Genomic DNA, 14052 nt, shown 5'->3' on the forward strand with positions numbered 1-14052 from the left:
GGGACGGACCTACCTTACATCTTCAACACAAAATAAGAGGCTATGCGAAGATAGCCTCTTATTTGGATAAAGAAAGCTTAGAAGTAAGCTGCCTGCAGCCTCAGTTAGCGGAGATGATTTTCTGAAATTTCGCTAAGGGCGCTGCCGGCACTTTCATCCGATTGCTGTTGTACTGCCAAATCTCCAAGCGCCAGCATCCCGACCAGCTGTCCGTTTTCTACGACAGGCAAACGGCGGATTTGGTGTTGAGACATTAAAGCTGATGCTTCTTCAGCCGAGGCATCTGGAGAGATTGTCACGACCTGCTGTGACATAACTTGAGAGACATTTCCCTGTGCACCTTGAGTCAGTCCACGAGTAGCAATATCACGGTCTGTTACCATACCGACAACTTGTCCGTTTTCAACCACGGGAACGGAACCAACATTTCTGGAACTCATTTTAGAAGCGATGCTCTGAAGTGAATCCTGATTTGAAGCGGCTTCCACATTTGTCGACATAATATCACGTACTTGCATGTAAATTCCCCCTTAATCAAATTGGCAGTACACCATTATTATTCGACAAATCCTCTCAACTATTCTTAATGCGTTCAGCCATTATTTTCAAATGAGAGGGACGGACCTTCATGGAGTGCTTCTTGGATATCATTTAGTAATAAACATTTGAGTCCAATACGTCCCGTAAGATCCTCCCTTGGCATATCCCACCCCGATATGAGTATAGGATCCAGTGAGAATGTTTTTTCGATGTCCCGGACTATCCATCCATTCACGGAATACTTGTTCAGCACTTGTTTGACCAGCTGCAATATTCTCAGAGGCCGCACTGTATTCGATGTTGAAGCTTTTCATCATATCAAATGGAGATCCGTACGTCGGGCTTCTGTGCGAAAAATATCCAACGTCCCTCATGTTACGTGATTTATACCGGGCAACCCTGGATAGCTGCCAATCAAGCTGAAGAGGAGAAAGGCCGTTTTTTTGCCTTTCCTGATTGGTCAAATCAATGACCTGACCTTCAACCGATTTAGCTTTTCGAAGCGTCGGGATGTTGAGTTTTTGATTGGGATAAATTAAATTCGGATTCGATAATTGAGGGTTGACTTCAATCATTTCAGCCAGTCCGATCCGCAACTTCTTTGAAATTTTCCAAAGAGTATCTCCTTTCCTGACTGTATAAGCACTTGAAGCAGACATTTCATTTAGACCCAATAGACTAATGACAATGGATAGTACAACAATGATCAGAGTCAGTTTTGTTTTCATGATTTTAAAATGTGTAATTAGGGACAAAATATTCTAAGAAAAAGTGTGGAAATAGGATTATAGTTTCATTTTTAGGGAAAAGGAAAACCATTAACCTTAAAGTGAAACTTTTTCTGAAAATATACGTACAAATAGGTAACGACATTTTATAAAAGAGGTGAATAACGTGGTAAAGGAGAACGATCGCTTAAAAAAAGTGATAACGAAATTGTCGAACGTTGGTGTTAATATTTCAAAAACGAAATCAAGACGTGAAATTCTTCATTCACTGAAGCAGTATCAGCCATTACCTAAGACGTTAACCCAAGACTATTAAACTTAACTTACACCTGAGAAACAATGGACAGACATATTCCCCCTTTTTTCACGATATACTAAGTAGTAGTGAAGAGGAGGGGTAGGTATGGAGAGAATGATGTTTGATTTACAGGCATTAAAGGAAATCAGAAAGAAGGCAGATGAAATTTCATACTACTGTATGAGCCGTGATCAGCCAGATCCTCATCGTGTAAGCATGGCGTTAGATCAAGTGTGTCGTGCACTTGCTATGTTTGCAGAAACGGAAATTCATCGAATGGAGAATCACCATATTCCTTATGACCCCGAAAGTTATATTAAAGGTCGACTTGGAATTGCCTATCGATCTGTTCTCCAAGTCCCTCAAGAAGATTCCAATACAGCATAGTAAAAGAGGTTGACCCAAGAATTCGAATTCAAGGGCTTCTAAGTCAAGGACACTATAGAAATAAATCAGAAAATCTGAAAGTATTAGGACTGGTCCTTTAAGGATGACATCACTCATCGTTTTGGGTCAGCCTCTTTTTGTTTACTACTCTAAAAGTTAGGTGACGATATTCATGACGATGTTTTCAGATATATTGTTGGTCTGTAATGGGAATGCAGGCCAAGGAACGTTAGAAGCTCTGTTAAAAGATGCTGTGCCCCCTTTATTAGATATCTGCACGAACTTAATTATTCATAAAACGAAAGAGAAAGGCGATGCCGAAAGAATTTGTAAGGAAACGGGTAATCAATATGAACTGGTGGTCATTATGGGTGGTGACGGAACGATTCATGAGGCCATCAACGGATTGGCAGTCTTAGAAAAACGGCCATTGGTAGGCATCATTCCTGGAGGGACGTGTAATGATTTTGCACGCTCGTTACATATTCCCATGAATATTGGACAAGCAGTCCGCCTCATAACCGAACGGCCTCTTGAAAAGGATATCGATATCGTCAAAGCGGACGAGCGGTATTTCAGCAATTTCTGGGGAACGGGGCTGGTATCTCAGACGAGCGATAATATTGACGTAGGAGCAAAGAGTGTCCTCGGAAAACTGAGTTATTATATTAGTGCATTTCAATCTATTCAGGAATCTCCAATCTTAAATGTGAAGATAACAACGGAAAATGAAGTGATTGAAGAGGAAGTGGTGATGCTATTGGCCGCTAACGGACGTTCGATAGGCTCTAATCCACTGCCGACCTGCATTGATATGGAAGATGGGTTAATGGATATTTACGTCGTCAAGAAAAGCGGATTTCCGTTATTAAAGGAATTTCTCGTTATCAAAAGTACAGGCAATATCAGCGAACCATATGACGACATTATCCACATTCAAGCAAGGGAAGCTCATATCGAACTTGGACAGAATGAAAAGCTTGATTTGGATGGGGAATTATATGAAGGAACCAGGCAATCTCTTCATGTGTTAAATAAGCATCTGCGATTTGTGGTTGGAATGTCAGAATAAAAAGAGAGCAAGGGGGCTTTTTGTCCCCCATGCTCTCTTTTCCTATGATTATACAGTTTTCTTTCTCTTCTTTATTACCAAGTATACAAGATAAACGGTGACTAAGATGCCACCAGCCGTAAGCGTAAGAAGTGTAAAGTTCTCTTCAATGAAAGGTTTTGCTTTAGCTCCAAGTGCTAAGATGATTGCACCTTCAAGGAAGAAACGAATTCCTCTTCCGATAATCGACCAGATCACTAATACTCTGATCTTAACACCGGAAACCCCTGCGAAAATCGTGAAGATCTTATAAGGTACAGGTGTAAGTCCTGCAATTAATAGAGCCATTGCTCCATATTTAGTAAAGTATTCCTCTACTTTTTGAATCCTTTTTTCAGAGAAGAAATACACTAGAATCGGTCGTCCCAGTTTCTTACCAATCAACCACCCTAGAAGTGCTCCGATAACGGAAGCGATAGTCGTATAAAGTGCATACAGCAATGCGCTATCCGGATTGGCAATCGCTAATGGAATCAGTAATACATCAGGTGGGATGGGGAAAAAGGATGAGTCGGCGAATGAAACAAGAATCAGTCCCCATACACCATAATCCAGTAACCATGCTTCGAAAGCGTGAAGTAGTTCAGCCATAAGTTCAGTAATCTCCTTTATTGATCAAGCGTTAGGTTTCGATTTTAATTGAACATAAGAAAGTATATCACTTTTTACAAAAGGAGTCATGAATTATCCTGTATGAATGAAACTACTTCACAAATGAAATAACATTAATAAAGTTAAAAAAAGCTTTAAGCGAAATAATCTATTTCTCGGGAAATAGTGACAGAAATCTTATTTATTCTACATTTCTGAAGGAGACTTCATTCCTAATAATCGTAATCCTTCAGAGAGGACAGTCGAAACAGCATGAACCAAGGCTAAACGGGAGGCCTGCTGGGAGTCTTCTGAAATAATTTTAGTTTTTCCGTAATAACGGTTAAAGCTTTGTGCGGTATCGACTAAATATTTGGCAATGGTTGAAGGCGCATAGTTTTTCCACGCTTTCTCGACCATCTCGGGAAATAAGCGTAACTGTTTAATCACTTCCCAGCTTTCTGTATCGTCAAGCCCCTCAAACGTCAGTGGAAGGGCTTCACCCGCTTTTCTCAGAATGGATTGAGCTCTGGCGTACGTGTATTGAATGTATGGACCTGTTTCACCTTCGAAGGTCAGCATATGTTCCAGGGAGAATTCAATATCGTTCACACGATCATTTTTTAAATCATGAAAGATAATGGCGCCAACCCCAACATCTTTCGACACCTCTGAAGCATTTATTAAATGAGGATTCTTCTGCTTAATATTTTCTTCTGCCATATGAATCGCTTCTTGAAGAACCTCTTGGAGTAAAATGACTCTGCCCTTTCTGGTGGACATCTTCTTTCCATCTTTCAGATAAAGTCCAAAGGGGATATGTCTCATATCATCCGCCCAGTTAAATCCGAGTTTCTTCAGTACTTCCATCACTTGTTTGAAGTGAATGGTCTGTTCCTGGCCAACAACATACAGGGCTTCATCAAAGTCATGCTGACGATGGCGATACAGTGCTGCAGCCAAATCTCTCGTAGCATAAAGGGTAGCTCCGTCTGACTTCTTGATGAGGCAGGGTGGGAGATTCCCTTCTAAACGAACGACTTTCGCACCTTCAGAGGTTTCGAGAAGGTCACAATCCTGAAGCAATGTCACGACTTCATCCATTTTGTCATTGAAGAAAGCTTCGCCATTATAAGAATCAAATTCTACTCCGAGCAAAGAGTAAATCGTCTTAAAGGCATGAAGTGATTCATCTTTAAACCATCTCCAAATCTCCGTTACCTCTGGATCTCCGTCTTCTAATAGCTTAAAGGCTTTTCTTCCCTCTTCCTCAAGTGAGGGGTTCTTTTCTGCTTCCTCATGAAATTTTTTATATAAAATAAACAATTCAGCGATCGGGTTATCCTTAACTTTTTGTTGATCTCCCCACTTATGGAATGCGACGATCAATTTCCCGAATTGTGTCCCCCAATCACCGATATAATTGATTTTTTCCGTTGTATAGCCGCATTTTTCGGCAATGGTGGCGATAGAATTTCCGATGACTGTGGAACGTAAATGTCCCATGGAAAATGGTTTCGCAATATTAGGGGAGGACATATCCAATACGATGGTCTTTTGATTTCCGAATTCATGACTTCCGTAATCCGTGCCTTTCGCCAAGATTGCTGAAACAATTTCTTTCCCTGCTTTCACTTCATCAAATCGGATATTAACATAGGGACCCACTGCTTCTACTTTGCTGAAAAAGGGAGAGGAGAGGGCCTCAGCAATCTCTCCGGCAATGACGTGTGGTGCTTTCTTCCATGATCTCGCCAGCTGGAAGCACGGAAAGGCAAGGTCCCCCAAATGCGAATGTTTTGGCGTTTCAATCAACTCGTAAAGATCATTCTTGTTCCAATCGGACAGCACCTTTGTGAGCGCATTGGCTACTATTAATTTCAAATCCATCATCTACACCTCCTGATAAAATCAAACACAAAAAAACTCGTCTCTATCTAACATAGAGACGAGTTTAGCTCGCGGTACCACTCTTATTCCCCAAAAGGGCGCTCATTGTATAACGGGAGATCCCGGTTTTTCTCTACTATCTTCAAGAAAAACTTCTCAGAAGTGCGGTTCATCCCAGGCTTCACACCAGGCTTACACCATCCCCGGTTCGCTTTGATCCACGTCAGAATTACTCTCTTCATCATAGAATATTCGTATATAATTACTATTATTTTACACATTCTGAAGATGAATGCAACCTGTAATTAAGAATCTTCTGAGGAAAACATATACGTTTTATGATGGAACCTCATACTGAATACAAGTCCCAGAGCCAACATATTCCCCATAAGAGAGCTTCCCCCATAGCTGATAAAAGGAAGAGGGATCCCGGTGATCGGAAGTAATTGAATCGTCATTCCGATGTTCTGGAACACATGGAATGTAATCATACTGATAATCCCTGCGCATACATAGGCGTTGAATGGTTCTTTCGTGTCTAAGGCCGTTTTCGTCAGGTGGTAAATTAACAAGAAGTACAAGCTGATTACGACGCTTGCTCCAATAAATCCGTATTCCTCCCCGATCACACTGAAAATAAAGTCGGTATGATTTTCCGGGATATATACTTCTCCATCACTGTAGCCTTTCCCGAAGATCTGCCCGGAGCCAATGGCATTAAGGGAGTTAATTAAGTGAAATCCTTCTAATTTTGCGTAATTATAAGGATCTAACCAAGCATAAATACGTCCAAATTGATAAGGCTTTACATTTAAATATTTTTCAAGCAGCTCAGGAGCCCAAATCACAAGTGAAAGGATAATTCCCCCAAGCACTCCGATAGAAGCATATATCGGAACGATCAGCTTCCACGTAATACCTGAAACTAAGATGATTCCGGTCATGATGGCTAAAATAACAAGGGAAGTCCCTAAATCCGGCTGCTGCATAATAAAAGCAAGGGGAAGGAGAGTCGTGACCCCGATTTTCATTAACAACTGAAAATCTGTTTGTAATGTTTTTCTTGGATATAGCTCATGATGATTCGTAATGATTCGGGCAAGAGCAAGAATTAAGAACGTCTTCATAAATTCTGAAGGCTGTATCGAACCAAGCGGTCCTAGCATGAACCAGCTTTTGGCTCCGTTTCTGTAAGGGGCGATGCTTTCCGGTGAGATGAGTAATACAAGTAGCAGGAAAATCCCTGCACCGTATATGTACCAGGCAAGACGCTTATACTGGTCGGAATCAAGGAATAAGGCTCCACCAATAATAATTCCACCTACGACATACCAAAATGCCTGTCTTATCACAAAGTTTGTCCCATATTGACCTGAGGTCTGGGCGCTACTTATTCCCATAGCACTAACGATAAAAAACAACATTAATAAAAAGAGAAGACCCCAATCGATCTTGTCAGCAAATCGCTGGCGAGTTTCCATAATCAATTCACCTGAATTTCTAAAGATTTCACATTCCTAGTCTAATAGAAATGAAGGGAAATTTCTACTCATGACCAGATAAAATACGGAAGTTTTGACGGGATGTGACAGACATTAAACGACATTGTCGAAATGAAATCAATAATAAAGCCTATAGGAATGGGATTCGACAGAGGAAGAGTGATAAGTAATACCATTTTTTACATAATTGTGATCATTATTTGTCTTCAGAATATGAGAAGAAAGTGCCGTACCCTGAGACGTGACCGCGATTCCTTCCATTTTTATAAACCTAAATAGAAATAAAAAAAGCTAACAGTCCTTCAATATGACTATTTTCGACAATTACCTGCGACTTTTGTCATCATTTTGAAATGAAATAGAAAAGAACAAGTACCATACATATTTGCTAAAATAGAAACTATGAGTTGTGCATCGTGTCAACCAGATGGAGGGAATGTTCTTGAAGGCAAATAATCAGGTTAAAGATATCATCTATGTTCACAAGAATACAGATCGTCAGTATGTCGTTTCCTACGGGATCAATTTCAACGAGTTTGCTTTAAATGCCCGAGAACCATTGAAGAATCTACTACTTATTAAGCATCAGTACGAGCATGGCGCTTTTAATATACATACGCATATGGAGTATGTAGAACAGGATGAAATGAAGAAGATCATGAATGATGGGGTACAGAGCTATGGTGATTTCTGTTGGATTGATTTTGAAGAAGAAGTGGGAGTCAACGAATTGAACGGTCAGGAAATCGCTGAGCTTCTTTATATGGGTCACGTCAAGCAACCCCTAAACCCTCCCTTTTATTCAAAGTTGAACAATCGTTACGCGTACCTTTCCCATGATGATGGGTGGTTTAATAAGATTTATTATCGAGAATTTGAGGACTTCTATCATATGTTAGGAGCGGCGGTTTCTTCGAAATTGAGTACAGTCAAAGGCGGAAAAGGCTTATTTGGTATGAAGAAAGAGAAAGACTATCCTATCATCGGTCAGGAAGTCATTCATTCCTTTAGAGACAAATTAAAAGAAGGCATGGTCATTTCGTTGGAAAAAGCCATACTAACGAGAGGCAAGATAGAGATCCCTATATGGGTGATAGGTGATTATTACGATATGGACGAGATGGCGGAAGACTATAAGCAAATCCGGAAATCTCCAGCAAACGGATTATTATCCTTTGATCGTAAAACGAAAAGCTGGAGTGCTTTCATTCGGTAACGAGGAAAGAAGGAGCGTGAAGGCTTGGTAGAAATTCAGTTTCATGACAACTTGGTTCGAGGGGTGTTTCTCGAGCGCCCCAATAGGTTTGTGCTCGAGTGTCAGCTTCCTTCAGGTTCAATAGAGAAAGTCCACTTACCTGATCCAGGCAGATTAAAAGAATTATTGGTGCGGGGGAACCCGATCTGGCTCCAGGCATCAACCGATCCTAAAAGGAAAACAAAATGGTCAGCTGTTATGACATATGATGCTTCTAACGATATGTATGTGTCTTTGAATACCCAATATCCGAATCGGTTAGTGCTCGAAGCCTTACAGTTGGAAGTGTTGGAAGAGCTAAAAGAATGGCGGTTAGAAAAAGCTGAATATAAAGTAGGAAGCTCACGCTTTGATTTCTTGCTCACCCACAAACAAAATGAACAAAAATTACTGCTTGAAGTAAAAAGTGTCACCATGGTAGAAGAAGGAGTAGGGAAATTTCCTGATGCTGTCACGTCAAGAGGTGCAAGGCATGTAGAGGAGCTTACACATCTACAGGCGAAAGGAAGCTATCAATCAGCTGTCCTGTTTATTGCTCAGCGAACGGATTTGTGCGGAATCACTTCCGCTCCTGATATCGATCCCCATTTTGCCCGGGTCATGGAAGAAGCCGCTAATCAGGGTGTCCTATTTTTCGGGAGAAGCTGTATCGTGACGCCAGAGCGTATTTCCTTAAATGGACCTTTACCTGTATATACAAAAAAGGATTAATCTCACTGTCATTTGAGCATGTGAAGATTAATCCTTTTTTTGTTCTACTGATCCACCTGTACTTCTGTTGTAGCTTTATAGTTCTGGTCTCCTTTAGCCGTTAACCAAACGGTCAGTGTATAGGTACCGCTCCCGACGTGGGGGAGAACAACCTTCTGAGAAAATTCTTCACCCTGGCTCACGGTGATCTCCTGGATCGCCTGGGTATACATCTTATTTTTTGAGTCCTTGTACACTACCTCACCTTTATCGTTTCTAAGTTCAAAGTCAATGGTTTGTCCTGAAGAAAAAACGAAGGTTTTCTCTTGCTCTGTTTGGTTCTTAATCGAATATACATAGACAACCTGACCGCCGCTTCCCTCTTGTTTCGTTAATGAAGGTTCCATTTCTCCTGCAACAATCCCTTTCTGTACAGAAATATCTTCACCGGCTCCTGAGTTTTGATCCTCTTTGGACTGACTGCCATTCTCCTCATCAGTTGTTCCACAGCCGGCTATTCCTGCCATAAGTATTATAAATAACATGATCAATCGCTTCATGCCAAATCCACCTCCTTACCGTATTAGACAGGGTTTATCTCAAAAGGTTACAAGTATTCCCAAATATGAGCATGATGACACATGAGGATGTGCTGAACTTGTTTCTTTCTTCCTCTACAAGGGCATAGATTTACATAAGTAAGGCAGATTACTTTTTTATATCATGAGGTTCAGTACAATAGAATTATAGAAAAAGAACAGAGGAGCAAGGTGTATGAAAAAATGGCTAGCTATTAGTGGTGTTATTTTCTTACTATTAGTATCTGCTTGTGGTCCTTCAAATGCAAACGATAGCAGATAGGAACACCAAAGGATATCTATTATCGGCCACACACTCCATTTGTGGCATCTTTCATGAGTGACGGACTCATCCTGAATCAGCAACAATTCATTCACGCTTCCCACATAAAGGTAAGCTCCAACTTTGCTGACGCTTCTTGCCAAGATGGAAAGGAACTGTGATACAAAAGTTATTTGTAGCAGGGACCAATCTCTATGAAGTATGGGTGGATGAACTAGAGCAAAAGCTAAATCTACCAATTGAACTAGAGGCTTCTACTGAAGACATCTGGTTTTATGCAGAGGAAAAGAGCATCCAAACGTTTCAGAAAGAGGAGTAGGAGGGAAGAAGAATGAAGAAGAAGGAAGTCGGTAAGATCTTGTTGTTCATTACCATATTCCTGCTCCTCATGTGGCTGAGCAGGAATTTTTTTAACGTAAAGCCACATGACATCAGAGATTGGATCGTATCCTATGGTATTTGGGCTCCCATTGTTTTTATTGTCGTCTATACGATTCGCCCCCTGATTCTTTTTCCAGCTTCCATCCTCTCATTGGCTGCAGGTCTTGCTTTCGGTGCATTTGAAGGTTTCATTTGCATTCTGATCGGGGCCTTAGGTGGTGCAACGGTGGCCTACTATACTGCAAGCTTCCTTGGGGCAAAGCTATTAAAAAGACCGTCTCCACGTATGATTAAGATTCGCGAGAAGATGGAGGAGAACGGATTCGTTTATGTATTACTATTACGGCTCGTGCCGTTTTTAAACTTCGATCTCATCAGTTACCTTGCCGGCATGGGGAAGATGAAATACATCCCATTCATCATCGCAACGGCCATCGGGATTTTACCTGGTGCGTTTGGGTATGTATTTCTCGGATCAAGCTTAGTAGGAGAAAATCGAACGAATTTATATATTGCTATCGGCTTTTTCTTGATGATGATCATCGTGCCTTTAATCTTTAAGAAAAAAATGAAAGCCTGGCTGGGATTTTCGAGTAAAGACGAAAAGTAAAGGATGGGAAACACAGTGGGTGCAGTCAAGCATAGAGGGAACTGCACGTTTGTTTTTGAAAAGGGGATTATCAGCCAATCAATTGACGTAGATTGCTTTTATTGTAAGCTCAGTTACAGGTCTTGGCTATTATTTTGGATTCCCGATCTTAGCTGTCATCTTATTATGGTTATCCGGCTTTTTGGAGCGGTCATTAAACGTGTTTCTAAGATGAACGGTGAGAAAAATGGTCCACTATGTGAGGGAAGGTGTGATAGAAGGCGATGTATTGTTCCTCGCTACCGGCAGAAAGCCTGGTACGGAATCATTAAATTTATCTGCTGCCGAAGTCGAGGTTGACAGTCGGGGCTTCATCAAAGTGAATGACGAACTAAGAACGAACCATTCTCATATATTCGCCATTGGTGATGTCAATGTTCAATATCCATTCACCCATGAGGCAGGAATGGAAGGGAAGCTTGTCGTCCAAAATACCGTATTTGGTTTGAAACGTAAAGTTTCCTATAACAAACTGCCATAGACAATCTATACCACACCTGAGATCTTTCATATCGGGATAACCGAGGAAGAGACTGTGGAACAAGGATTAGAGTACAAAGTCTATAAAAAAACATTAGACGAAGTCGATCGGTTCGTAGCAGACCACAAAACTGATGGCCTCGTCAAAATCATCACAGACGGAAGCGGGAAAATCCTCGGTGCCCACGCAATCGGTTCCGGCCTAGGAGATTGGATGCAACCCGTCGTGTTCGCCATGGAAAAAGGAAGTAAGATCGGCTCCTTGTCCAATTTGGTCTATCCTTAACCGAATCACGCTGCAGCCGTCCAGCAGGTAGCGGATTTGTATTGGAGAGAGAAGTTATTTGATCGTGTGCTGCCTGTGATTAGTAAAAAGTTGTTGGAATTTTTAGATGATAGATGTAGGAGGCACGACTGATGGGAGGCGGTTGCGTTTTTGGGGAATGTGGAGTGTGTTCACGATTTGGCACAATAAACGCCGAAATTGGCACAAGTTTGTGGGAAAGTGGCACAAGTTTGAGCAAAAGTGGCACAACACAAAACAGCATAGCTTAAAATACACAGTATATTTGGATTAATAAAGGGTTTTTCATACCGGTGTCGAATAGGTAAGTTAAAAAAAAGAAGGAGTTGATAAATTGATCGTTAAAAACAGGGAAACTCCACGTAGAATCTTAATGAATGAAGCATTAGTAGGGAGGCTGACGCCAATCCATTATCTCTTGCAGGTCATTAAAACAGATCTGGCCAAACGAAAGGCAGGTTACTGAGGAGAGTTGCAGTTAGATTACCATTTGCAGTTTATTTCTAAAGATAAGAATATAATAATCTTGCATGATCTTCGTTTAGAAATAGATGGCCGTTACTTTCAAATCGATACCCTCATCCTGACTTCATATCTCGTCATTGTTTTAGAAGTGAAGCACATATCTGGAACCTACACTTTAGATTCAAGGTTCGACCAGGCTATTCGCAAGCTGGAGGATAAAGAGGAGGCTTTCAGCCATCCTGTCACCCAGGTTGAGCGTCAGAAAAAGCAGTTGATACGATGGTGCATAAAAATGAATGTCCCCTCAATCCCAATCGCCACCCTTGTAGTCATGACAAATCGAGCCACTGTGTTGAATACCACTTTACAACATGAAAAGTATCATAATGTTGTCAGGGTGGAAAATGTACAAGAACGAATCCTCTCGCTTCTCACTTACTACCAAAAAGAACATCTTCCCATTAAACAAGTAAGAAAAGTATCCAAATTATTAGTGAAAAAACATACACCTCTAATAGCCTTTCCTGATGAAATATATGGCATATCCCCAGGAGAAATGATAACAGGGGTACAATGTCCAGAGTGTCGACATTTGCCCGTGTTAAGAAAATATGGACATTGGCATTGCCCAAAGTGCAGTGGTAAATCCAAAGACGCACATATTTCGGCACTACGGGATTATTCCTTGTTATTATCTCACCAAATTACAAACAAACAAGTAAGAAGGTTCCTCCATCTGGAATCGAGAAAGACCGCACTTAACATACTCCGCTCCATGAATCTCCACTCCACAGGGGAAACAAACAACAAAACCTATCATTTCACCCACCATACCGCCTCACAAACCGCACATCAATCCAATTCTTCAACCGCCAGGACCATCCGCTGACCACTGAAAACGATCCGTACGTTAAAAAGCCTTTTTTATCTCCGACCGACATGATAGCAAGGTATCGATTCTGGGGCTCAAAGGGAATGATTTTTCCGTTTGCCACTGCTCCTTTCAGGTTTTTCCAAAGGACGGGCCCCTGACTTACGGCTGTGACACCGTTTTTAGGTATGTCGGGGAAGTCTTGTAAGGTCGCGCAATCCCCGGTTCCAAATACGTTAGGATATTCCACTGATTGAAGATAGCTGTTCACTAGCAGAAAGCCTTTTTCATCTGTCGGTAAAATACTGCTCCCAAACAGTGGCGGCGCTTTAGGCCCTCCTAAGAAGATGACTTCATCGTAGTCGATACTTGCGCCGTCATCTGCATATACGCGAGTCTCATCTACTTTTTCTACGCGTCCCTGATATAGGGTAATCCCTTTTGAGAAGGCAACCTCAGTTATTTTTTTCGATGAGAAGGAACCTGCTTTTTTTAACAGAGGAGAAGAGTGAACAACAGATACAGAATGATCCCCATAACCGTTGTCTACCTTCCATGCCTTCAATGACAATGCCATTTCAATACTCGCTGCACCTCCCCCGATAAAGACGGTTTTCCTGCTGTTATGCAACTTCTCTATTTGCTGAGGGAAACGATAGTTTGGTTTAATTGGAAGACTGTGTTCGTGTAAGCCCTCGATTTCCAATGAGTCATTGCGGGATCCAATGTCGAAGGAAACAAAGTCGTAAGTGAAGATGTCTCCTTTGTCCGTTAGAAGATGCTGTTGATCAGGATCAATCGAAAGAACGGTCCTTTCGACGAATTCACACTCTGCGTCCTCACACAATCTCTCTAAATCGATTCGCGTTTCCTCTAATGAGTAGATTCCTTCCGTGTAACCGGAGAACTTTCCTGAATAATATTGATAACGGGACGGGGAAATGAGGATCCACTTCACGTTTTCATCCCGGTTATGTTTATGTTTTTTTAAGCAGTACAGGTGACTGTGTCCGCCACCGACTAAGATGATTGTTTTCATAATGAATCTC

The 14052-nt window shown here is 41.4% G+C and carries 18 protein-coding genes and 1 other annotated feature; of the genes, 11 read left to right on the plus strand and 7 right to left on the minus strand.

The genetic code is table 11. The features are described from left to right. Positions 1 to 104 precede the first annotated feature (104 nt). Positions 105 to 518: a CBS domain-containing protein gene (locus AC6CIB_RS21370; RefSeq protein WP_498284134.1), complete on the minus strand. Its 414-nt coding sequence runs from the start codon at positions 516 to 518 to the stop codon at positions 105 to 107. Between the two features lie 129 nt (positions 519 to 647). After that, positions 648 to 1268 (minus strand): SafA/ExsA family spore coat assembly protein, encoded by a 621-nt coding sequence (gene safA, locus AC6CIB_RS21375; RefSeq protein ID WP_498284136.1) that lies wholly within the window; start codon positions 1266 to 1268, stop codon positions 648 to 650. Between the two features lie 166 nt (positions 1269 to 1434). On the opposite strand from safA, the gene AC6CIB_RS21380 reads away from it, so the two are divergent. From AC6CIB_RS21380 to AC6CIB_RS21390, 3 genes are all read left to right on the plus strand, one after another. Further along, positions 1435 to 1584 carry an Lmo0850 family protein gene (locus tag AC6CIB_RS21380; RefSeq protein ID WP_181778163.1) on the plus strand — a complete coding sequence of 50 codons (150 nt, stop codon included), beginning with the start codon at positions 1435 to 1437 and terminating at the stop codon, positions 1582 to 1584. 87 nt (positions 1585 to 1671) lie between these two features. Continuing rightward, positions 1672 to 1953 carry a hypothetical protein gene (locus AC6CIB_RS21385; protein WP_427601094.1) on the plus strand — a complete coding sequence of 94 codons (282 nt, stop codon included), beginning with the start codon at positions 1672 to 1674 and terminating at the stop codon, positions 1951 to 1953. Between the two features lie 172 nt (positions 1954 to 2125). Next, positions 2126 to 3025, plus strand: coding sequence for a diacylglycerol/lipid kinase family protein (locus tag AC6CIB_RS21390; RefSeq protein WP_498284138.1), 900 nt, complete (start codon positions 2126 to 2128; stop codon positions 3023 to 3025). A gap of 48 nt (positions 3026 to 3073) precedes the next feature. On the opposite strand, the gene AC6CIB_RS21395 is transcribed toward AC6CIB_RS21390, so the two are convergent. The 3 genes from AC6CIB_RS21395 to AC6CIB_RS21405 form a co-directional block, all read right to left on the minus strand. Then, positions 3074 to 3655 (minus strand): YqaA family protein, encoded by a 582-nt coding sequence (locus AC6CIB_RS21395; protein ID WP_498284140.1) that lies wholly within the window; start codon positions 3653 to 3655, stop codon positions 3074 to 3076. Positions 3656 to 3862: 207 nt separating this feature from the next. Beyond that, a complete protein-coding gene (gene argS, locus AC6CIB_RS21400) occupies positions 3863 to 5545 on the minus strand; it encodes an arginine--tRNA ligase (protein WP_498284142.1) in 1683 nt (560 codons plus the stop codon). Positions 5546 to 5596: 51 nt separating this feature from the next. Continuing rightward, positions 5597 to 5799: a binding site (T-box leader), on the minus strand. 51 nt (positions 5800 to 5850) lie between these two features. Beyond that, positions 5851 to 7026 carry an FtsW/RodA/SpoVE family cell cycle protein gene (locus AC6CIB_RS21405; protein ID WP_498284144.1) on the minus strand — a complete coding sequence of 392 codons (1176 nt, stop codon included), beginning with the start codon at positions 7024 to 7026 and terminating at the stop codon, positions 5851 to 5853. 457 nt (positions 7027 to 7483) lie between these two features. On the opposite strand from AC6CIB_RS21405, the gene AC6CIB_RS21410 reads away from it, so the two are divergent. Both AC6CIB_RS21410 and sfsA read left to right on the plus strand, forming a co-directional pair. Further along, positions 7484 to 8263 (plus strand): hypothetical protein, encoded by a 780-nt coding sequence (locus AC6CIB_RS21410; protein WP_498284146.1) that lies wholly within the window; start codon positions 7484 to 7486, stop codon positions 8261 to 8263. Between the two features lie 24 nt (positions 8264 to 8287). Next, positions 8288 to 9013, plus strand: a complete 726-nt coding sequence (gene sfsA, locus AC6CIB_RS21415) for a DNA/RNA nuclease SfsA (RefSeq protein ID WP_498284148.1) — start codon at positions 8288 to 8290, stop codon at positions 9011 to 9013. A gap of 44 nt (positions 9014 to 9057) precedes the next feature. Here the strand turns inward: sfsA and AC6CIB_RS21420 are convergent, their stop codons facing one another. Continuing rightward, positions 9058 to 9552, minus strand: coding sequence for a BsuPI-related putative proteinase inhibitor (locus AC6CIB_RS21420; RefSeq protein ID WP_498284150.1), 495 nt, complete (start codon positions 9550 to 9552; stop codon positions 9058 to 9060). A 458-nt stretch (positions 9553 to 10010) separates the two neighbouring features. Here AC6CIB_RS21420 and AC6CIB_RS21425 point away from each other — a divergent pair, with 458 nt between their 5' ends. The 6 genes from AC6CIB_RS21425 to AC6CIB_RS21450 all read left to right on the plus strand — a co-directional run bounded on the left by AC6CIB_RS21425 (position 10011) and on the right by AC6CIB_RS21450 (position 13021). Further along, positions 10011 to 10172: a hypothetical protein gene (locus AC6CIB_RS21425; RefSeq protein WP_498284152.1), complete on the plus strand. Its 162-nt coding sequence runs from the start codon at positions 10011 to 10013 to the stop codon at positions 10170 to 10172. Positions 10173 to 10184: 12 nt separating this feature from the next. Beyond that, complete coding sequence (locus AC6CIB_RS21430; protein ID WP_498284154.1) at positions 10185 to 10844, plus strand: TVP38/TMEM64 family protein; 660 nt, start codon at positions 10185 to 10187, stop codon at positions 10842 to 10844. Between the two features lie 226 nt (positions 10845 to 11070). Next, on the plus strand, positions 11071 to 11364 hold the full coding sequence (locus tag AC6CIB_RS21435) for an FAD-dependent oxidoreductase (protein WP_498284156.1): 294 nt from the start codon (positions 11071 to 11073) through the stop codon (positions 11362 to 11364). Between the two features lie 3 nt (positions 11365 to 11367). Then, on the plus strand, positions 11368 to 11649 hold the full coding sequence (locus AC6CIB_RS21440) for an oxidoreductase dimerization domain-containing protein (RefSeq protein ID WP_498284208.1): 282 nt from the start codon (positions 11368 to 11370) through the stop codon (positions 11647 to 11649). Positions 11650 to 12001: 352 nt separating this feature from the next. Continuing rightward, positions 12002 to 12133: a hypothetical protein gene (locus AC6CIB_RS21445; RefSeq protein WP_498284158.1), complete on the plus strand. Its 132-nt coding sequence runs from the start codon at positions 12002 to 12004 to the stop codon at positions 12131 to 12133. A gap of 6 nt (positions 12134 to 12139) precedes the next feature. Next, a complete protein-coding gene (locus AC6CIB_RS21450; protein WP_498284160.1) occupies positions 12140 to 13021 on the plus strand; it encodes a nuclease-related domain-containing protein in 882 nt (293 codons plus the stop codon). On the opposite strand, the gene AC6CIB_RS21455 is transcribed toward AC6CIB_RS21450, so the two are convergent. Further along, complete coding sequence (locus AC6CIB_RS21455) at positions 12954 to 14042, minus strand: NAD(P)/FAD-dependent oxidoreductase (protein ID WP_498284162.1); 1089 nt, start codon at positions 14040 to 14042, stop codon at positions 12954 to 12956. The genes AC6CIB_RS21450 and AC6CIB_RS21455 overlap by 68 nt on opposite strands. Between the last annotated feature and the right edge of the window lie 10 nt (positions 14043 to 14052).

The sequence above is a fragment of the Rossellomorea sp. GQ25 genome (assembly GCF_059758515.1).